This is a genomic window from Scandinavium sp., from assembly GCF_032012665.1.
Classification (GTDB): domain Bacteria; phylum Pseudomonadota; class Gammaproteobacteria; order Enterobacterales; family Enterobacteriaceae; genus Scandinavium.
In genome coordinates this window covers 111685-131630 of the sequence record NZ_DALZVG010000005.1, presented here as the reverse complement: position 1 = coordinate 131630, position 19946 = coordinate 111685, and the positions used below count along the sequence as shown (strand labels likewise).

Annotated in this window: 17 protein-coding genes; 3 read left to right on the top strand and 14 right to left on the bottom strand. The window is 55.2% G+C overall.

The annotated features are described in order from the left end of the window. Positions 1-53: 53 nt before the first annotated feature. The 14 genes from murG to leuO form a co-directional block, all read right to left on the bottom strand. Positions 54-1121, bottom strand: a complete 1068-nt coding sequence (gene murG / locus RTU33_RS06605) for an undecaprenyldiphospho-muramoylpentapeptide beta-N-acetylglucosaminyltransferase (protein WP_312626139.1) — start codon at positions 1119-1121, stop codon at positions 54-56. Beyond that, entirely contained in the window at positions 1118-2362 is a 1245-nt protein-coding gene (gene ftsW / locus RTU33_RS06600; RefSeq protein WP_312626138.1) for a cell division protein FtsW, read from the bottom strand. Before ftsW ends, murG begins: the two co-directional genes overlap by 4 nt. Next, a complete protein-coding gene (gene murD, locus RTU33_RS06595) occupies positions 2362-3678 on the bottom strand; it encodes a UDP-N-acetylmuramoyl-L-alanine--D-glutamate ligase (RefSeq protein ID WP_312626275.1) in 1317 nt (438 codons plus the stop codon). Before murD ends, ftsW begins: the two co-directional genes overlap by 1 nt. A 2-nt stretch (positions 3679-3680) precedes the next feature. After that, positions 3681-4763 (bottom strand): phospho-N-acetylmuramoyl-pentapeptide-transferase, encoded by a 1083-nt coding sequence (gene mraY, locus RTU33_RS06590; protein WP_097162865.1) that lies wholly within the window; start codon positions 4761-4763, stop codon positions 3681-3683. Next, entirely contained in the window at positions 4757-6115 is a 1359-nt protein-coding gene (murF, locus tag RTU33_RS06585) for a UDP-N-acetylmuramoyl-tripeptide--D-alanyl-D-alanine ligase (protein WP_312626137.1), read from the bottom strand. The genes mraY and murF overlap by 7 nt, the downstream gene beginning before the upstream one ends. Continuing rightward, entirely contained in the window at positions 6112-7599 is a 1488-nt protein-coding gene (murE, locus tag RTU33_RS06580; RefSeq protein WP_312626136.1) for a UDP-N-acetylmuramoyl-L-alanyl-D-glutamate--2,6-diaminopimelate ligase, read from the bottom strand. Before murE ends, murF begins: the two co-directional genes overlap by 4 nt. Beyond that, positions 7586-9352 carry a peptidoglycan glycosyltransferase FtsI gene (locus RTU33_RS06575; protein ID WP_312626135.1) on the bottom strand — a complete coding sequence of 589 codons (1767 nt, stop codon included), beginning with the start codon at positions 9350-9352 and terminating at the stop codon, positions 7586-7588. Before RTU33_RS06575 ends, murE begins: the two co-directional genes overlap by 14 nt. Before the next feature lie 15 nt (positions 9353-9367). Continuing rightward, on the bottom strand, positions 9368-9733 hold the full coding sequence (gene ftsL, locus RTU33_RS06570; RefSeq protein WP_097162861.1) for a cell division protein FtsL: 366 nt from the start codon (positions 9731-9733) through the stop codon (positions 9368-9370). Next, positions 9730-10671: a 16S rRNA (cytosine(1402)-N(4))-methyltransferase RsmH gene (rsmH, locus tag RTU33_RS06565; protein ID WP_312626131.1), complete on the bottom strand. Its 942-nt coding sequence runs from the start codon at positions 10669-10671 to the stop codon at positions 9730-9732. The genes ftsL and rsmH overlap by 4 nt, the downstream gene beginning before the upstream one ends. A gap of 1 nt (position 10672) precedes the next feature. Next, positions 10673-11131 carry a division/cell wall cluster transcriptional repressor MraZ gene (gene mraZ, locus RTU33_RS06560; protein WP_110510758.1) on the bottom strand — a complete coding sequence of 153 codons (459 nt, stop codon included), beginning with the start codon at positions 11129-11131 and terminating at the stop codon, positions 10673-10675. 603 nt (positions 11132-11734) lie between these two features. Next, on the bottom strand, positions 11735-12739 hold the full coding sequence (gene cra / locus RTU33_RS06555) for a catabolite repressor/activator (RefSeq protein WP_312626130.1): 1005 nt from the start codon (positions 12737-12739) through the stop codon (positions 11735-11737). A 180-nt stretch (positions 12740-12919) separates the two neighbouring features. After that, a complete protein-coding gene (gene ilvN, locus RTU33_RS06550; protein WP_097162857.1) occupies positions 12920-13411 on the bottom strand; it encodes an acetolactate synthase small subunit in 492 nt (163 codons plus the stop codon). Positions 13412-13413: 2 nt separating this feature from the next. Then, on the bottom strand, positions 13414-15138 hold the full coding sequence (ilvI, locus tag RTU33_RS06545; RefSeq protein ID WP_312626128.1) for an acetolactate synthase 3 large subunit: 1725 nt from the start codon (positions 15136-15138) through the stop codon (positions 13414-13416). Between the two features lie 384 nt (positions 15139-15522). After that, positions 15523-16491 carry a transcriptional regulator LeuO gene (gene leuO, locus RTU33_RS06540; protein WP_312626126.1) on the bottom strand — a complete coding sequence of 323 codons (969 nt, stop codon included), beginning with the start codon at positions 16489-16491 and terminating at the stop codon, positions 15523-15525. A 611-nt stretch (positions 16492-17102) separates the two neighbouring features. Between leuO and leuL the strand changes: the two genes are divergently transcribed. From leuL to leuB, 3 genes are all read left to right on the top strand, one after another. Continuing rightward, positions 17103-17189, top strand: a complete 87-nt coding sequence (gene leuL / locus RTU33_RS06535; RefSeq protein ID WP_101706271.1) for a leu operon leader peptide — start codon at positions 17103-17105, stop codon at positions 17187-17189. Between the two features lie 92 nt (positions 17190-17281). Further along, complete coding sequence (gene leuA, locus RTU33_RS06530; RefSeq protein WP_312626125.1) at positions 17282-18853, top strand: 2-isopropylmalate synthase; 1572 nt, start codon at positions 17282-17284, stop codon at positions 18851-18853. Continuing rightward, a complete protein-coding gene (gene leuB / locus RTU33_RS06525) occupies positions 18853-19944 on the top strand; it encodes a 3-isopropylmalate dehydrogenase (RefSeq protein WP_312626124.1) in 1092 nt (363 codons plus the stop codon). The genes leuA and leuB overlap by 1 nt, the downstream gene beginning before the upstream one ends. Positions 19945-19946 lie beyond the last annotated feature (2 nt).

Below are 19946 nucleotides of genomic sequence, written 5' to 3'. Positions count from 1 at the left end.
AAACGCCATCGACTACTTAAACATTCGTGCAGCGCAAACAGGCGCTGCGATGATTAGGCCTGTGCGGCCAGGCTCACTTCTTTCGCAACCCGCTCGGTTGCATCCGGAATAGCGGCGGCACGAGCCCGCTCTGCCATCTCCAGCAACGTCTTTCTGTCCCATCCAGAAAGCGTGTTGGCCACGGCTTCTGCCGTGAACTGCGGCTGCTCAAAAATGGTGGCAGCACCTGCTTTTTCCAGCGGCAACGCATTCCAGTACTGCTGCCTGTCTTTATGCTGGAAGGGCACAAAAATCGCGGGCAGCCCGGCAGCGGCAATTTCGCTGACCGTCAGGGCGCCCGAACGACAGACCACCACATCAGCCCAGGCATAGGCCGCGGCCATATCGTCAATAAATTCCGTCACTTTATGCTGCGGCTGACCCGCCCCGGCATATGCCTGCTCAACGGTCTGCTGCGCACCTTTACCGCTCTGATGCCAGATTGTGACAGCAGAACCCAGCTTCGCGGCCACCTGCGGCATTGTCTGGTTCAGCACGCGTGCCCCCTGCGAACCACCAACCACCAGCACGCGGATTTCACCGTCACGCCCGGCCAGGCGCTGTTGAGGAAGCGGCAATGCCAGTACGTCGGTACGCACCGGGTTGCCCACCACTTCGGCATTTGGGAAAGCGCCCGGGAATGCCTGCATCACGGTCTTCGCGATTTTCGCCAGCCATTTGTTGGTGAGGCCAGCAATGCCGTTTTGCTCATGCAGCACAACCGGAATCCCCAATGACCAAGCCGCCAGCCCCCCTGGACCGGAGACATAACCGCCCATTCCCAGCACCACATCCGGTTGAAAACGCTGCATAATTGCGCGCGCCTGACGCCAGGCCGTGAAGATACGTATCGGCGCAAAAAGCATTGCCTTGAGGCCTTTTCCACGCAGGCCGGAAATCTGGATGAAATCGATGTCGATGCCATGTTTGGGCACCAGGTCCGCTTCCATACGATCGGCGGTGCCGAGCCAGCGAACCTGCCAGCCCTGCTCCATCAGATGGTGTGCAACAGCCAGCCCCGGGAACACGTGTCCACCGGTCCCGCCCGCCATCACCATCAACCGCTTCGCCTGAGCACTCATCGAACACCTCGTGTAAACGCCTGTGCTTTTTCCAGGCGCGTTTCATAATCAATTCGCAACAGCAGCATGATGGCCGTCGACATAATCAGCAGACTGGAGCCCCCGTAGCTGATAAGCGGGAGCGTCAGGCCTTTGGTTGGCAGCATGCCCGCCGCCGCGCCAACGTTAACCAGCGCCTGGAAGCTAAACCACACGCCAATCGAACACGCCAGGAAACCTGAGAAGCGCTGGTCAATCTCCAGCGCCTTGCGGCCAATGGACATGGCGCGGAAAGCGACGAAGAATACCATTAAAAGCGCCAGCACCACACCAACGTAGCCGAGTTCTTCACCGATGATGGCGAAGATGAAGTCGGTATGCGCTTCCGGCAAATACTCCAGCTTCTGTACCGAGTTGCCGAGGCCTTGTCCCCACATTTCACCGCGACCAAACGCCATCAGGGACTGGGTCAGCTGGTAACCGCTACCGAAAGGATCTTCCCACGGGTTCCAGAATGAGGTCACGCGGCGAATACGGTACGGTTCTGCCAGGATCAGCAGGACAACCGCCGAGATCCCCATGCCAATAATCGCGATGAACTGCCACAGCTTTGCACCGCCGAGGAACAGCATCGCCAGCGTCGTCACAAACAGCACAACGACGGTCCCGAGATCGGGCTGCGCCAGCAGCAGGATTGCCAGCACGAAAATCACCCCCATCGGCTTTAAGAAGCCGCGCAGGTTGTTTCGCACCTCATCGCCTTTACGCACCAGATAGTTGGCGATGTAACAGAACAGCGACAGCTTGGTAAATTCCGCAGGCTGAATACGCAGCGGACCGAAGGCAATCCAGCGCGAGGCCCCGTTCACCGAGCTGCCCACCACCAGTACAATTAACAACATGCCGATCGACATGATCAGCATGGCGGTACTGTGGCGCTGCCAGAACGCCATCGGCCAGCGCAGAGTAATAAGGCCCAGACAGAACGCCAGCACGATATACAACCCATCGCGCTTGGCGAACAGGAACGGATCGTTTGCCAGGCGCTGCCCCACCGGCATGGATGCCGAGGTCACCATGATAAAACCGATCGCCGCAAGGCCGAGCGTCAGCCACAGCAGGGTACGATCGTACATCACCAGGCTGTCGGTATCTTTCTGCCGGGAGCCCATCACCCAGCCCTTCAACGCCGCAAACAGCCAGACCAGGATCCCGGATCCCGGCAGGTGCGGCATTCTCAGGCGAGGGAGAGATAAACGCATTAGCCTAACTCCTTCGCCAGGCGGGTAAATACATCCCCGCGCTGCTCAAAATTCTTAAACTGATCGAGGCTCGCACAAGCAGGCGACAGCAGCACCATGTCTCCAGATTTCAGCTGCGGCGCAAGCTGACGCATGGCTTGTTCCATCGTCTCAGTGCGGGTCGCCACTTCCGGGCGCAGCTCCGCCAGCGCATCGCCGTCACGACCAAAGCACCACAGACGCACGTTATCGCCCTTCAGCCACGTCTTCAGGGGGGAGAAATCCGCTGATTTGCCGTCACCACCGAGCAGCAGGTGCAGCGTACCGTCGACATGCAGGCCGTTCAGCGCCGCTTCGGTGCTGCCGACGTTGGTGGCTTTGGAATCGTTGATCCAGCGCACGCCGTTGTGCTCCAGCGCCAGCTGGAAGCGATGCGCCAGCCCGGTGAAGGTCGTCAGCGCTTTCAGGCTGCTTGCGCGCGGCAAACCAGCTGCATCCGCCAGCGCCAGCGCGGCCAGGGCGTTGCTGTAGTTATGCTGGCCGGTCAGTTTCATTTCACGCACGTTGAGGACCTTCTCACCCTTCACGCGCAGCCAGGTTTCGCCCTGCTGGCGGTTCAGATGATAATCGCCCATGTTGACGCCAAAGCTGACGCAGCGCTCATCGGCACCGCGCACCGGCATGGTCAGCGCATCGTCGGCGTTGACCACACAGGTCTTAGCATTTTCATAAACGCGCAGTTTGGCCGCGCGGTACTGCTGAAGACCAAACGGATATCTGTCCATGTGATCTTCTGTGACATTCAGGATCGTCGCGGCCACCGCCTCGAGGCTGGAGGTGGTTTCCAGCTGGAAGCTGGAGAGCTCAAGCACGTACAGCTCGCGGGATACGTCCAGCAGCATCAGCGCTGGCAGACCAATGTTGCCACCGACACCAACGTTCATGCCCGCCGCTTTCGCCATTTCGCCGACCAGCGTGGTCACGGTGCTTTTGCCGTTCGAACCGGTAATCGCCACAATCGGTGCCTGCGCCTCTCGGCAAAACAGCTCGATATCACCGACGATTTCCACGCCCGCATCAGCCGCAGCGCTCAGAGAAGGATGAGCGAGGGCAATACCAGGGCTGGCCACAATCAGATCCGCCGCCAGCAGCCAGTCGTCATTCAGACCACCGACAAAACGCGCCACCTCTTCCGGCAGCTTATCAAGCCCCGGAGGCGTGGCGCGGGTGTCCATCACACGTGGCGTCACACCACGGGCGAGGAAGAAATCCACGCAGGAAAGCCCGGTCATTCCCAGACCGATGATGACAACGTTTTTATCCTGGTATTCAGCCATCATTAACGTACCTTCAGCGTAGCCAGGCCAATCAGCACCAGCATCAGCGAGATAATCCAGAAGCGCACGATAACGCGCGGTTCCGGCCAACCTTTCAGCTCATAGTGGTGATGGATAGGCGCCATACGGAAGATGCGCTGACCGCGCAGCTTGAAGGAGCCCACCTGCAAAATCACCGACAACGTTTCCACCACAAACACCCCACCCATGATCACCAGCAGGAATTCCTGACGCAGCAGCACGGCGATAATGCCCAGCGCGCCGCCAAGGGCCAAAGAACCTACATCGCCCATGAAGACCTGAGCCGGATAGGTGTTAAACCACAGGAAGCCTAAACCTGCGCCGACAATCGCCGTGCAGACGATCACCAGCTCACCCGCATGACGCAGATAAGGGATATGCAGATAGTTGGCGAAGTTCATGTTGCCGGTCGCCCAGGCCACCAGCGCAAAGCCTGCCGCTACGAAGACCGTAGGCATGATTGCCAGACCGTCCAGACCGTCCGTCAGGTTCACCGCATTGCCGGTACCGACGATCACGAAGTACGCCAGCAGAATGTAGAAAATACCCAGCTGCGGCATGATGTCTTTAAAGAACGGCACCACCAGCTCGGTGGCCGGAGTATCTTTCCCCGCCATATACAGAGCAAACGCCACGCCCAGCGCGATGACCGACATCCAGAAATACTTCCAGCGGGCAATCAGGCCTTTGGTGTCTTTACGCACCACTTTGCGGTAGTCGTCAACGAAGCCGATGATGCCGTAACCGATCAGCACCGTCAGCACGCACCAGACGTACGGGTTGGACGGATAAGCCCACAAGAGAACGGAAACGACAATCGCCGTCAGGATCATGATCCCGCCCATCGTTGGCGTACCGCGCTTGCTGAAGTGCGATTCCGGGCCATCGTTACGTACGACCTGGCCGAAGGACAATTTTTGCAGACGGGCAATCATACGCGGGCCCATCCACAGGGAGATGAACAGCGCGGTCAGCAGGCTGACGATGGCGCGAAACGTCAGGTAGGAAAAGACGTTAAAGCCGGAGTAATATTTGACCAAATGTTCGGCCAGCCAAACTAACATGTTCCGTTCTCCTGTAGTGCGCGAACCACCTCTTCCATGGCAGCGCTACGTGAACCTTTCACCAAAATAGTAATGATTTGATGCTCTTCGATAAGGGCTTTCAGGCGATCAATTGCCGCAGGCTTGTCGGCAAAATGTTCGCCGACGCCGCTGGCGTCGCTGATGGTTTTGCTCAGTTGACCTACGCTCAGTACGCGGTCGATGCCCGCCGCCTTGGCCGCTTCACCCACCTGGCGGTGGCACGCTTCGCTTTCATCGCCAAGCTCAGCCATATCACCAACCACGAAGACGCGGTAGCCCGGCATTTCGGACAACACCTGCGCCGCGGCGGTCATGGAGCCGACGTTTGCGTTGTAGGAGTCATCCAGCAGCAGTTGATTCTCAGCGAGCTGAATTGGGAACAGACGGCCCGGAACGGCTTTCAGCGTGGCAAGGCCCGCTTTTACCGCTATCAGATCTGCACCGACCGCCATCGCCAGCGCCGTTGCCGCAAGCGCATTCGCGATATTGTGACGGCCCGGAAGCGGCAGCAAGACGTCCACGTTGCCTGTAGGCGTCTGGAGCGTAAATTCGGTGCCGTGGCTGGTGACATGAATGTTATTAGCGGTGAAGTCGCTGTTTGCCGCGTTCGGCGAGAAGCGCCACACTTTGCGATCGCCAATGACACCCTGCCAGTTCAGCCAGTCGTTGTTGTCGGCGTTCATGATGGCAATGCCGTTCAGCGGCAGGCCGGTGTAGATTTCGCCTTTTGCTTTTGCGACACCGGCAAGCGATCCAAATCCTTCCAGGTGCGCGGCGGCAAGGTTGTTCACCAGCGCGGCTTCCGGACGCGTCAGGCTGACGGTCCAGGCGATTTCGCCCTGATGGTTGGCACCCAGTTCAATAACGGCAAACTCATGCTCTTTCGTCAGGCGCAGCAGCGTCATCGGCACGCCGATGTCGTTATTCAGGTTGCCCGCGGTGTACAGCGTGTTGCCACACTGGCTAAGAATGGACGCGGCCATCTCTTTAACAGAAGTTTTGCCGGAGGAGCCGGTGAGTGCCACCACGCGGGTTGGCACCTGCTGACGAACCCACGCCGCCAGTTCACCAAACGCCAGGCGGGTATCTTTCACGATAACCTGCGGCAATGCGCAGTCGAGTTTACGGCTAACCAGCAGCGCACCTGCACCCGCATCTTTCGCCTGTTCGGCGAAATCGTGGGCATCGAAACGCTCGCCTTTGAGCGCGACAAACAGGCAGCCTGGCGTAATTTTGCGCGTGTCAGTGGTGACGGCATCTATGGTGAGGTCCTGACCGGCGAGTTCACCGTTGAGGATCTCCGCCATTTTGCCCAGGGTTACGCTAATCATGCGATCACCCCCAGCAGGCGAGCCGCGGTGACGCGGTCGGAGTAATCGAGACGGCGGTTGCCAACGATTTGATAATCTTCGTGGCCTTTACCGGCCAGCAGCACCACATCGTTCTCTTTTGCCTGCATGATGGCCGCCGTCACCGCTTCGGCGCGACCTTCCATCACTTTGGCGCGACCTGCATCGAGCATACCGGCCAGAATGTCGTCGATGATGGCGCGAGGCTCTTCGGTGCGCGGGTTATCGTCCGTGACAATGGCGATATCCGCGAACTGCTCGGCGATGACGCCCATCAGCGGACGTTTACCTTTATCACGGTCACCGCCGCAGCCAAAGACGCACCACAGTTTACCTGCACAGTGCAGACGGGCCGCTTCCAGCGCTTTTTCCAGCGCATCCGGCGTGTGGGCATAATCGACCACCACCGTCGGTTTACCCGGCGCAGAGAACACTTCCATTCGGCCGCAAACGGGCTGAAGGCTAGCTGAGGTTTTCAGCAGATCGGCCAGCGGATAATCAAGAGCCAGAAGCGTTGCCAGCGCCAGCAGCAAATTGCTGACGTTGAACGCGCCCATCAGGCGGCTTTCGATTTTCCCCTGGCCCCAGCTGGAGTCGAACTGGATTGTCGCCCCGCTGTCGTGATACTTCACGGTAGTCGCTTTCAACCAGCGACCGTGGCAGTTCGGGTTAATATGGTCTTCCATCGACACCGCCACGGCATCCGGCAGTTTTGTCAGCCAGCGACGGCCCACTTCATCGTCGGCGTTGACGATCGCCTGACCAAAGTGGTGCGTGGAATAGAGCATCCATTTGGCAGCTTCGTAATGCTCCATATCACCATGATAATCAAGGTGATCGCGACTGAGGTTAGTAAACACGGACGCGACAAACTTCAGCGCCGCTACGCGGTGCTGAACCAGGCCATGGGAAGACACTTCCATTGCCGCGAAGGTCGCACCCTGCTCTGCCAGGCCATTCAGCACGTGCTGAACATCGACCGCAGAACCGGTGGTATTTTCAGTTGGCGTCACTTTACCGAGCAGGCCATTGCCCACCGTGCCCATCACTGCGCTGGTTTCGCCCAGCAGCTGCGCCCACTGCGCCAGCAACTGAGTCGTGGTAGTTTTGCCGTTCGTCCCGGTCACGCCGACCAGGCGCAGTTGTTCTGAAGGCTGGTTGTAAAAACGCCCCGCCAGTGCGGATAAACGTTCGTTAAGCTGGCTAAGATAGATGACCGGCACACCGTGCATTTCACGGATTTCACCGTCCGCAGCTTCATCTTTTGCTTCAGCAATAATGGCAGCCACACCTTGCGCTATCGCCTGCGGGATATATCGACGCCCGTCCGCCTGATGACCTGAGACAGCCACGAAAAGATCGCCCGACGCCGCCACACGGCTGTCGAGTGTCATCTCTCGCAGTGCCCGCTCCGGTGCGTTTGGCACCCACGGAGCAAGAAGGTCGCGCAAATTACGATCTGCCACCTGATCCCTCGCCTTGATTAGTCACAAATTCACTTTTATCGCCCGTTGCCAGCGCATCCGGCTCGATGTTCATGGTGCGCAGAACGCCGCCCATGATGGCCCCGAAGACCGGCGCGGAAACGGCACCGCCGTAATATTTACCTGCCTGCGGATCGTTAATCACCACCACCAGCGCAAAGCGCGGCTGGCTGGCTGGCGCAACGCCCGCGGTGTAAGCAATGTATTTATTGATATATTTGCCGTCCGGACCCACTTTCTTTGCCGTACCGGTTTTGATGGCGATGCGATAGCCTTTAATGGCCGCCTTCACGCCGCCGCCGCCGGGCAGCGCCACGCTTTCCATCATGTGCACGACGGTACGAACGATTGATTCCGGGAAGATACGTTCACCCGGAACCGGAGGATCCACTTTAGTGATTGACAGCGGGCGATAAACCCCATAGCTGCCAATCGTGGCGTAGACTCGCGCTAACTGTAACGGCGTTACCATTAGCCCGTAGCCGAAAGAGAAGGTGGCCCTCTCTATGTCAGACCACCGTTGTTTTTGAGGATATAAGCCACTGCGTTCTCCGACCAACCCCAAATTGGTCGCTTTCCCCAGCCCAAAACGTGAGTAAGTATCTACTAACGCTGAGGACGGCATCGCTAACGCCAGCTTGGAGACACCGACGTTACTCGACTTCTGTAGTACCCCGGTCAGGGTTAATTCGCTGTAGCGCGCCACGTCTTTGATTTCGTGGCCGTTAATTCGATATGGAATGGTGTTAAGGACGGTGTTTTCATTGACGATGCCGCGCTGCAGCGCCGTCATCACCACCATTGGTTTCACCGTCGAGCCCGGTTCGAAGACGTCCGTGATCGCGCGGTTGCGCATCGCGTCTTTCGCCGTGCCGGTAAAGTTGTTCGGGTTGTAGGACGGGCTATTGGCCATCGCCAGCACTTCGCCTGTGCTGACATCCACCAGCACCGCACTGCCCGATTCCGCCTTGTTAAACGCCACGGCGTTGTTCAGCTCGCGGTAAACCAGCGCCTGTAAACGTTCGTCGATGCTCAACGCCAGGTTGTGAGCCGCCTGGCTGTCCGTGGAGGAGATATCCTCGATCACGCGACCATAGCGGTCTTTACGCACGATGCGCTCGCCCGGCTGGCCAGTCAGCCATTTGTCGAAGCTCTTTTCAACGCCTTCAATCCCCTGGCTGTCAACGTTAGTGAAGCCAATGAGGTGAGCGGTCACTTCCCCGGATGGGTAGTAACGACGCGACTCTTCACGCAGATAAATACCCGGCAGTTTGAGCTTTTTGATGTAATCGGCCAGATCGGGGTTGACCTGACGAGCCAGGTAAATAAAGCGCATTCTCGGGTTGGTGTTAATGCGCGAGGCGAGCTGATCGAGCGGCATATTCAGCGCATCGGCCAGCGCCTTCCAGCGGTTATCGATGCTGACGCCGCCGGCATCATGGAGCTCTTTCGGATCGGCCCAGATGGCTTTCACCGGCACGCTCACCGCCAGAGGACGACCGGAGCGGTCGGTAATCATGCCGCGGGAGGTAGACACTTCCTGCACGCGCAGGGAGCGCATGTCACCCTGGCGTACCAGCATGTCCGGGTTGATGATTTGAAGCCAGGCCACGCGGCCCAGCAGGAATGCGAGGGCCAGCAGAATGCAACCGCAGAGCAACGCAAAACGCCAACTGATAAAGTTGGCCTGACCTTCCTGACGTTTTGGTTTAAGCGTCTTTGCCGCTGCTTTCATGCGTCGCGATAATCCTTATTTTTGAACAACGATGTTTTCCTGGGAAGGATCGACATGCTGCATTTGCAGCTTCTCCGTCGCGATCCGCTCAACCCGGCTATGATCGCCGAGCGCATTCTCTTCAAGGATCAGGTTACGCCACTCGATATCCAGAGCATCACGTTCCAGCACCAGCTGTTCACGCTGGGCAGTTAACAGGCGCGTATGGTGCGCCGTGGTGACAACCGTGACGGCCGACAAAATGATGCAAATGAACAAGCAGAGTGGCAGCTTCCCAAACCGCAAAAGGTCGTCGCCGATCACGCCAGGCAAGGCATGGCGCTCGTTGCTTCCTAACGACCCTTTAACTTTGCTTAAGGCTTCTGTCACTCTGCCGATCATGCGTTCGTCCTTTCTGCAATACGCAGCACTGAACTACGGGCACGTGGATTCTCTGCCACCTCTTCTTCGCCCGGCATCAACTTGCCTAATGCCCGCAGCTGACGGCCACCCAGTTTCCTGAGTTGCTCTTCGGTCATCGGTAATCCGGCCGGAACCTGCGGACCGCGGCTTTGCTCGCGCATAAAGCGTTTCACAATGCGGTCTTCCAGCGAGTGGAAACTGATGATGGAGAGCCGCCCACCCGGGGCAAGCACGTCGAGCGAGCTTTTTAGCGCCTGCTCTATCTCCTCAAGTTCACTGTTCACCCAGATGCGCACCGCCTGGAAAGTACGGGTCGCAGGATGTTTGAATTTGTCCTTCACCGGCATCGCCGCGGCAATAACCTGCGCCAGCTCTTTGGTGCGGGTCATTGGCTCGACGCGATTACGCTCAACGATGGCGCGCGCAATACGCTTGCCAAAACGCTCCTCGCCAAAGGTCTTAATGACCCAGGCGATATCGGCTTCTTCCGCGTTCAGGAGCCATTCGGCTGCAGACTGACCACGAGTAGGATCCATGCGCATATCCAGCGGCCCGTCACGCATAAAGGAGAAGCCGCGTTCTGCATCGTCAAGCTGCGGTGAAGAGACACCAAGATCGAGCAGAATACCGTCGATCTTGCCAATGAGATTACGCTCGGCAACATAGTCGCCCAGCGCTGAAAAAGGTCCATGTACAATGGAAAAGCGAGGATCATCGATGGCGTTCGCCACAGCAATCGCTTCCGGATCACGGTCGATAGCCAGCAGTTGCCCTTTTGCACCCAGTTGCGAAAGGATCAGGCGTGAGTGGCCACCGCGGCCAAAAGTGCCGTCGATGTAGATACCGTCTGGACGAATATTCAGGCCGTTGACCGCCTCATCCAGCAGTACCGTTGTATGTTTGAAATTTTCCATCATCTTATAAGGACAAGTCCTGCAACCGCTCCGACAGCTCTCCGGAGGCGGACTGCTCAGCGTCGATATCTTCCTTGACCCGTTGATACCAGGTCGTTTCATCCCACAGTTCAAACTTGTTGAACTGTCCGACCAGCATCACTTCTTTGGTCAGTCCGGCGTGTTGCCGTAAAACCGGCGCAATCAGCAAACGACCGGCGTTGTCCATTTGACATTCGCTGGCATGTCCCAACAGCAGACGCTGTACGCGGCGTTCCGCGGGATTCATGCTCGACAGTCGCGACAATTTTTGCTCGATGATTTCCCATTCGGGCAGCGGGTAAAGCAGCAGGCATGGGTGATGGATGTCAATGGTGCACACCAATTGACCAGCAGCGTTCTCAAGCAGCAAATCCCGGTAGCGGGTTGGGACGGCCAGGCGCCCTTTGCTGTCGAGATTGACTAACGTAGCTCCACGGAACATGCCAGCCTCACCCCTTTTCTCCACTTTCACCCACAAATTCCCACCTAAAGGAGTTTACGGAGCGGAGGAAAAGCTTGTCAAGCCAGCACTGGTGCTCTTTGAGTCCGAAAACTCTATATAACGCACCAATATTCGCCCTGTTTAATTTCTGTCCAACGAACGAGGCAAAATAACGTCATGAATAGTGGCAAGAAAAAAACCAACACCTTCGTAACGTTTTTGAGCAACCCAATTTCACAAAGGTGAAAATATAAAGTGTCAGTTTGCGACGTGCGCGGCATTTTAGGACATTCTTTAACGCGTTAATAGCCCTTGCCGGAACTGTTTATGCCGCTCTGCGGCCGCCAGTACGTGAGGAAATGCGAGATTGTGAATGAAGTGACTGTTAATTCTGCAAAAGCGCGCCTGAATGTAACAAAACAATTCAAAAATAGCCGTTCTTTACTTTCCATAAACCTAAGTTAATATCGCGGCCTTGCATATAAAAGGGTAAATAATAGTTAACTTAAGAATTTTAAGGAATTGTCTGAATAAGGATTTTCGCTTAATCACGTCAGGTAAAACGGAAAGGCAATCGTGAACATTGTCCTTTCCGCTGGATGATTAGCGGCGGCTCAGGCTACCGCGGCGATAGAGGTTACGACGGATACGGCTCAGACCTGGTTTTGGTTTACGCGGTTCGTCGAGGCTTGCCAGCACGATCTCCAGCACTCGCTCGGCAACGTCACGATGACGCTGAGCCACTGCCAGCACCGGGCACTGAAGGAAATCGAGTAATTCATGATCGCCAAAGGTCGCTATCGCCAGTTCTGAAGGCAGCTTACCTTCACGACGTAACGTCACGTCCATCACGCCCTGAAGAAGGGCAAAGGAAGTGGTAAACAGCGCCTGTGGCATTGTGTGAGTTTCCAGCCATTTTTCAAACAGCTGGGCGGCGGCTTCCCGCTCATAGCTGTTGGCATAAAGGAAATTCACTTCCCGCGGATCGTCCTTCCAGGCACTGCGAAAACCCTGTTCACGCAGGAAGCTAACCGATAGCTCAGGCAACGCACCGAGATAGAGCACCGTATCGGCCGGGAATTTACGCAATTCAGCAGCCAGCGCTTCCGCATCTTCCTGGTCGGCACCCACAACGCTGGTGAAATGTTCACGATCCAGAGCACGATCGAGCGCAACGATTGGAAAAGAATCGTTAGCCCATCGCTGGTAGAAAGGATGTTCTGGCGGCAGCGAGGTGGATACGATGATGGCATCCACCTGGCGCTGCAAAAGGTGCTCAATGCAGCGCATTTCGTTATCAGGCTGATCTTCAGAGCAGGCAATCAGCAGCTGATAACCACGCTGGCGCGCCTGACGCTCAAGATAGTTAGCAATGCGGGTGTAACTGGTGTTTTCGAGATCGGGAATAACGAGGCCGATGGAGCGGGTTCGCCCCGCACGCAAGCCCGCCGCGACCGCGTTCGGATGATAGTTATGCTCACGTACAACGGCCATGACCTTTTCGACCGTTTTATCGCTGACGCGATACTGTTTCGCTTTTCCATTGATCACATAGCTCGCCGTGGTGCGTGACACGCCGGCAAGCCTGGCGATTTCATCCAGTTTCACAATTACCCCTTGCTTAAAATGTACGATCCATAACCATTGTTAAATCATGGAATAAATTCCATAACATCTAAACGCAGATTGCGTACAGCGGCAACCGCTTTTATCGGCACTGACCAACGAATTCGCAAAAAAAAGCCCGACGTCTGAGGCCGGGCTGAAATTTTCGGATGAAAGCCAGGCTTAACGCATAATTTTGTCACCGCGCGACAGGCCGACGACGCCAGAGCGCGCTACTTCAACAATGCGTGCAACATCACGCAACGAAGCCAGGAAGGCGTCGAGCTTATCGCTGGTTCCTGCCAGTTGAACGGTATAGATAGACGGCGTGACGTCAATAATCTGGCCGCGGAAGATTTCAGTATTGCGCTTCACTTCCTCACGTCCATAACCGCTGGCCTGGACTTTCACCAGCATGATCTCGCGCTCAACGTGCGCACCCTGCCCCAGTTCGCTGACGCGTAAAACATCCACTAACTTGTGCAGCTGTTTTTCGATCTGCTCGATCACTTTCTCATCCCCGACCGTCTGGATCGTCATGCGGGAAAGCGTGGGATCGTCGGTAGGCGCGACGGTAAGGCTTTCAATGTTGTATCCACGCTGGGAGAAAAGCCCGATCACGCGCGAAAGCGCGCCCGATTCATTCTCCAGCAGGACTGATAAGATACGGCGCATAATCAGGTTCTCTCCGTTTTGCTCAGCCACATTTCATCCATACCGCCGCCACGAATATGCATCGGATAGACGTGCTCGCTGCCGTCAACGATCACATCCACGAACACCAGACGGTTGTTACGCACCTGCTCCAGCGCTTCGCCGAGTTTCGCTTCAAGCTCCGCAGGATCGCTAACGCGAATCCCCACGTGACCGTAAGCCTCTGCCAGACGAACGAAATCAGGCAGCGATGACATATAAGATTGCGAATGGCGACCAGAGTAGATCATGTCCTGCCACTGTTTCACCATCCCGAGGTAACCGTTGTTAAGGTTCAGCACCAGCACCGGCAGCTCGTACTGCAATGCGGTTGAGAGTTCCTGAATGTTCATCTGAATGCTGCCGTCGCCCGTCACACACACGACGGTTTCGTCCGGCAGTGCCATTTTTACCCCCAGCGCAGCAGGCAAGCCGAACCCCATCGTGCCCAGCCCACCTGAGTTGATCCAATGACGAGGTTTGTCGAACGGGTAATAGAGGGCGGCAAACATCTGGTGCTGACCGACATCAGAAGTCACGTAGGCTCCGCCTTTCGTCAGCTTCCAGATAGTCTCGATCACCGCCTGCGGCTTGATGTGTTCGCTTTGGGTGTCATACTTCAGGCACTGACGTGCACGCCATTGTTCAATCTGCTGCCACCAGTCACGGATCTCGTCTAATGGCTGAGTCACGGTTTCCTGTTCGAGCAACTCAAGCATCTGCTCGAGTACCATTCGCGCATCGCCGACAATCGGTACATCTGCCGCCACCGTTTTGGAAATCGAAGTCGGGTCGATGTCAATGTGCAGCACCGTCGCGTTCGGACAGTATTTGGCGAGATTGTTTGTTGTGCGATCGTCAAAACGAACGCCAACGGCAAAGATCACATCGGAGTTATGCATCGTCATATTGGCTTCATAGGTGCCGTGCATCCCCAGCATACCAAGCGCCTGACGATGCGTTGCCGGGAAAGCACCCAGCCCCATTAAAGAAGAAGCCACGGGCAGATTCAGTTTTTCAATTAACGTACGCAGCTCACCTTCGCAGGCGCTATTGATCGCCCCTCCGCCGACGTACACCACCGGTTTTTTCGCCGCGACAAGCGTTTGCAAAGCACGCTTAATCTGCCCTTTATGGCCCGTGGTGGTCGGGTTGTAGGAGCGCATACTCACCGATTCCGGCCAGCTGTAAGGCAGCTTATTCGCCGGATTGAGAATATCTTTTGGTAAGTCGACAACTACCGGGCCCGGGCGCCCGCTCGCGGCGAGCCAGAATGCTTTTTTCAGTACGCCGGGAATGTCTTCAGTCTGCTTCACCAGAAAGCTATGCTTCACCACCGGTCGGGAAACGCCCACCATATCGCACTCCTGGAAAGCATCGTAACCAATCAGCGACGTGGCGACCTGGCCGGAGAGAACGACCAGAGGAACAGAATCCATATAGGCGGTAGCAATACCGGTAATGGCGTTTGTTGCACCGGGGCCAGATGTCACCAGCACGACGCCCACTTCGCCAGTCGCGCGAGCCAAGCCATCGGCCATATGCACGGCCGCCTGTTCATGACGAACCAGCACATGATCAATTCCGCCCACGGTATGCAGCGCATCGTAAATATCAAGAACTGCGCCTCCGGGATAGCCGAATACCTGTTTTACGCCCTGATCGATAAGCGATCGAACGACCATCTCGGCGCCAGACAACATCTCCATGGTTTGCCTCCAGGCTTAGTTAATGACGGCGGAACTCATTTCCGCATCGTCATACAACAGGGTGAATGTGCGCCCCGTTGATTTCAGAATGACAGCATTTCCTTAACATAACCGCTCGTCATCAGGCAGGCAATCGGCAGCCGGGCGGCACTGAAAGCACCCGACAGCAGAAAAATGAGGCATCAGAAAGCTTATTAGTGGAATACTTCAGGAATAAGAAAAGTGAATGAAAAAAATTCGAAAGAAAAGGGACATCACAGGCGATCATGCATTTTTGATCCCTGACGCATCGACTCGCTGATTAAACATCAGTAGAAAATATTGATATGCAGATGATCATCAGAACAAACCAGATGCAAGCGCACCTGGTTTACATTCGGAAACTTAACGACGGCAAACAGAAACCAGCAACTCTTCCATCCACTGGTGTCCTTTATCGCGCCCCGCCGCTTCATGCCACGAAAGGAAACAGGTGCGGCTGTTTAATTTCATTGGCAGCGGCAGCATTTTTATATTCAGTTTTTCGGTGAATTCTTCCACCAGCCAGCGCGGAGCAATTGCTACCAGATCGGTTTGCGACACAACATTCAGTACGCTGATTAATGCCATCCCCTGGTAGGCAATGCTGGCCTGTTTTTCTGGCGTATCGTACCAGGGCTGACTAAATGAAGCATAGCGCTCCAGAGACACCACCGCGTGCTCTTCCCGGTAAATATCGCTTTCTTTCATTGGGCCCGTCAATCGTGGATGGTTTGCACTGGCAACCAACACCATCTCATCGCGGAATAATGGAAGACAGGTAAATTCAGGGCGACGGAACTCTTCATAGCCGATGACAAACTCAAGTTCCTGGTAGCGTAGCTGATGTTCAGTGTTTTGATTTAAGCAGGACTTAAATATTAAATGGATATTGGGTGCGACCTTATTCACATAATTAAGAATTGAAGAGGTCAACGCATTATCCAGAGGACTGCAAACGCAGAGATTAAACACCCGATCGCTGCTTACCGGTTCAAAACCCGAACCCGGCAGTTCATTCTGCACCAGTTGCAAGGCCTGACGAATGGAACCAAACAGCTGCGAAGCTCTGGCAGTAGGCTGAATGCCGCGGCCATAGCGTACGAACAACTCATCATTGAACATGACTTTCAGGCGCGAAACTGCATTGCTGACGGCGGGCTGTGACATCCCTAAAATATGCGCCGCTCGCGTAATATTCTGCTCCTGCATAACCGCATCAAAAACGGTCAGTAAATTCAGGTCAACTGAACGGAGCTGGGGGCAATTCTGCTCCTGGCCTGAACCTGTAGATGCGGCTTCTTTGTCAACCACCATAGTAGACTCCACTGTCATACGAACTCCCTTTTACCGGGTACAGCAACAAATATTAAGAACAGGATTTAACATGCATATACACAGGGAAGAAGATATGCAGAGATAATTAGGAATTTATAAAGGCGGGCCATTAAGTAACAAAAAAACAAGCATTCTGCCACGCTGGCTCCCCGCCAATCCATATACGAGACTTTATAGGCAAATTTTAATCATAAACCAGGAAAATAGACAACAATAGTTTGAGTCAAGAATAGTCTCAGAGATTTAAATTCTATTTCGGAAGTGATCTTATTCACATAACATTTTACTAGCAATTAACTATGAAAATTCCTAAAAATAGAAAACACACAACGTTAATTACCGCCATATCATCGCGTTACCCTTTCAGGCCTGGCATTGATGTCCTTTTCCAAATAAGAATATTCATGTTCAGCTGCTACATTTCATTAAAAAAAATAAGTATGAATTAAAACAATCTGCGAGAAAAAAAAGATTCATCAGAACAATCAGCTAAGGAATATTCTTATCTCAACAACAGAATACCTGGCATTTTCAGCAGAAAAGGTTGACATCGATCGGCATATCCAGTACCACTAAAAGCATATCGAATTCATCTGGGGCATGACGCAATGATCCGTACTACTCGTTTCACCGGTCTACTACTACTAAACGCATTCACTGTGCGCGGTAGACTGGTGGGCGACGTTTTACGTTAAGTCATCCCCTGGTAAGACTAAAAACCCGCGCCTTAGCGCGGGTTTTTTTATGCTCGTAGCAAGGCGACCTAAGACTGACAAGGACCAAAACCATGAGCCAACAAGTCGTTATCTTCGATACCACCTTACGTGACGGTGAACAGGCATTACAGGCAAGCCTGAGCGTGAAAGAGAAACTGCAGATCGCGCTGGCCCTCGAACGCATGGGTGTTGACGTGATGGAAGTCGGTTTCCCTGTCTCCTCACCGGGCGATTTCGAATCCGTTCAGACTATCGCTCGCACCGTGAAAAACAGCCGCGTCTGCGCCCTGGCTCGCTGCGTCGAGAAAGACATTGATGTGGCTGCAGAGTCCCTGAAGGTGGCTGAAGCTTTCCGTATTCACACCTTCATTGCCACTTCCCCAATGCACATCGCCACTAAGCTGCGCAGCACGCTGGACGAAGTCATTGAGCGCTCAATCTATATGATCAAGCGCGCCCGCAATTACACCGACGACGTTGAATTTTCCTGTGAAGATGCAGGCCGCACGCCGATTGAAGATTTGTCCCGCGTCGTCGAAGCCGCCATCAACGCCGGTGCGCGTACCATCAATATTCCTGATACCGTCGGCTACACCATGCCGTTCGAGTTCGCCAATATCATTTCCGGGCTGTATGAGCGCGTTCCTAACATCGACAAAGCGATTATCTCCGTTCACACCCACGACGACCTCGGCCTGGCCGTTGGCAACGCCATCGCCGCCGTACACGCAGGCGCTCGTCAGGTCGAAGGCGCAATGAACGGCATCGGAGAACGAGCGGGTAACTGTTCGCTGGAAGAAGTGATCATGGCGATCAAAGTCCGCAAAGACATCATGAACGTGCAGACGCGTATCAATCACAACGAAATCTGGCGCACCAGCCAGACCGTGAGCCAGATCTGCAGCATGCCGATCCCGGCGAACAAAGCAATTGTTGGTACCGGGGCCTTCGCCCACTCCTCCGGCATTCATCAGGACGGCGTGCTGAAAAATCGTGAAAACTACGAAATCATGACCCCGGAATCCATCGGCCTGAATCAGGTGCAGCTGAACCTGACTTCCCGCTCTGGCCGCGCGGCAGTGAAGCACCGTATGGATGAAATGGGCTACAAAGAGACCGATTACAGCCTGGATAACCTGTACGACGCGTTCCTGAAGCTGGCCGACAAAAAAGGCCAGGTCTTTGACTATGACCTGGAAGCACTGGCCTTTATTAACAAACAGCAGGAAGAGCCAGAGCATTTCCGCCTGGACTATTTCAGCGTGCAGTCCGGCTCCAACGATATCGCTACCGCCTCCGTCAAGCTCGCCTGTGGCGAAGAAGTCAAAGCCGAAGCGGCAAACGGCAACGGCCCGGTCGATGCGGTTTACCAGGCCATCAACCGCATCACCAACTTCAACATCGAGCTGGTGAAATACGGTCTGACTGCCAAAGGTCACGGTAAAGACGCGCTGGGTCAGGTGGATATCGTGGCGAACTATAACGGCCGCCGCTTCCACGGCGTAGGCCTGGCAACGGACATCGTTGAGTCCTCCGCTAAGGCGATGGTGCACGTGCTGAACAATATCTGGCGTGCAAACGAAGTCGAAAAAGAGTTGCAGCGCAAAGCGCAGAATAACGAGAACAAAAAGGAAACCGTGTAATGTCGAAGAATTACCATATTGCTGTGTTACCGGGCGACGGTATTGGCCCGGAAGTGATGGCACAAGCCCTGAAAGTCCTGGAAGCCGTGCGTAGCCGTTTTAACATGCGCATTACCACCAGCCACTACGACGTAGGCGGCATCGCTATCGATAAGCACGGTAAACCGCTGCCGCAGGCAACGGTAGAAGGCTGTGAGCAGGCCGATGCCATCCTGTTCGGCTCCGTCGGCGGCCCGAAATGGGAAAACCTGCCTCCTGCCGAGCAGCCGGAGCGTGGGGCCCTGCTGCCGCTGCGCAAGCATTTCAAACTGTTCTCTAATCTGCGCCCGGCAAAACTGTATCAGGGGCTGGAAGAGTTCTGCCCGCTGCGCGCAGATATTGCCGCCAACGGCTTCGACATTCTGTGCGTCCGTGAACTGACCGGCGGCATCTATTTTGGACAGCCAAAAGGCCGTGAAGGCAGCGGCCAGCACGAAAAAGCCTTTGATACCGAGGTGTATCACCGCTTTGAAATCGAGCGAATTGCGCGTATCGCCTTTGAGTCTGCCCGCAAGCGCCGTCATAAAGTGACGTCTATCGATAAAGCCAACGTATTGCAGACCTCCATTCTGTGGCGCGAAATCGTTAACGAAATCGCGAAAGAGTATCCCGACGTCGAGCTGGCGCACATGTACATCGATAACGCTACCATGCAACTGATTAAGGATCCGTCCCAGTTCGACGTGCTGCTTTGCTCTAACCTGTTCGGCGACATTCTCTCAGATGAGTGCGCAATGATTACCGGTTCGATGGGCATGCTGCCATCAGCAAGCCTCAATGAGCAAGGTTTTGGCCTGTACGAACCGGCTGGCGGCTCCGCGCCTGATATCGCCGGCAAAAATATCGCCAACCCGATTGCGCAGATCCTGTCGCTGGCGCTGCTACTGCGCTACAGCCTGGACGCAAACGACGCGGCCACGGCTATTGAAAATGCGATTAACCGTGCATTAGAGCAAGGCGTACGTACCGGCGATTTGGCCCGCGGCAACGCGGCGGTCAGCACTGATGAAATGGGCGACATCATCGCCCGCTATGTTGCAGAAGGGGTGTAATC

Bases quoted from the DNA above. Each gene is read 5' to 3' on its own strand.
- RTU33_RS06575 (WP_312626135.1), bottom strand. From the start codon at position 9,352: ATGAAAGCAGCGGCAAAGACGCTTAAACCAAAACGTCAGGAAGGTCAG.
- mraY (WP_097162865.1), bottom strand. From the start codon at position 4,763: ATGTTAGTTTGGCTGGCCGAACATTTGGTCAAATATTACTCCGGCTTT.
- murF (WP_312626137.1), bottom strand. From the start codon at position 6,115: ATGATTAGCGTAACCCTGGGCAAAATGGCGGAGATCCTCAACGGTGAA.
- ftsL (WP_097162861.1), bottom strand. From the start codon at position 9,733: ATGATCGGCAGAGTGACAGAAGCCTTAAGCAAAGTTAAAGGGTCGTTA.
- mraZ (WP_110510758.1), bottom strand. From the start codon at position 11,131: ATGTTCCGTGGAGCTACGTTAGTCAATCTCGACAGCAAAGGGCGCCTG.
- rsmH (WP_312626131.1), bottom strand. From the start codon at position 10,671: ATGATGGAAAATTTCAAACATACAACGGTACTGCTGGATGAGGCGGTC.
- leuA (WP_312626125.1), top strand. From the start codon at position 17,282: ATGAGCCAACAAGTCGTTATCTTCGATACCACCTTACGTGACGGTGAA.
- leuL (WP_101706271.1), top strand. From the start codon at position 17,103: ATGATCCGTACTACTCGTTTCACCGGTCTACTACTACTAAACGCATTC.
- ilvI (WP_312626128.1), bottom strand. From the start codon at position 15,138: ATGGAGATGTTGTCTGGCGCCGAGATGGTCGTTCGATCGCTTATCGAT.
- ilvN (WP_097162857.1), bottom strand. From the start codon at position 13,411: ATGCGCCGTATCTTATCAGTCCTGCTGGAGAATGAATCGGGCGCGCTT.
- ftsW (WP_312626138.1), bottom strand. From the start codon at position 2,362: ATGCGTTTATCTCTCCCTCGCCTGAGAATGCCGCACCTGCCGGGATCC.
- murD (WP_312626275.1), bottom strand. From the start codon at position 3,678: ATGGCTGAATACCAGGATAAAAACGTTGTCATCATCGGTCTGGGAATG.
- murG (WP_312626139.1), bottom strand. From the start codon at position 1,121: ATGAGTGCTCAGGCGAAGCGGTTGATGGTGATGGCGGGCGGGACCGGT.
- leuB (WP_312626124.1), top strand. From the start codon at position 18,853: ATGTCGAAGAATTACCATATTGCTGTGTTACCGGGCGACGGTATTGGC.
- leuO (WP_312626126.1), bottom strand. From the start codon at position 16,491: ATGACAGTGGAGTCTACTATGGTGGTTGACAAAGAAGCCGCATCTACA.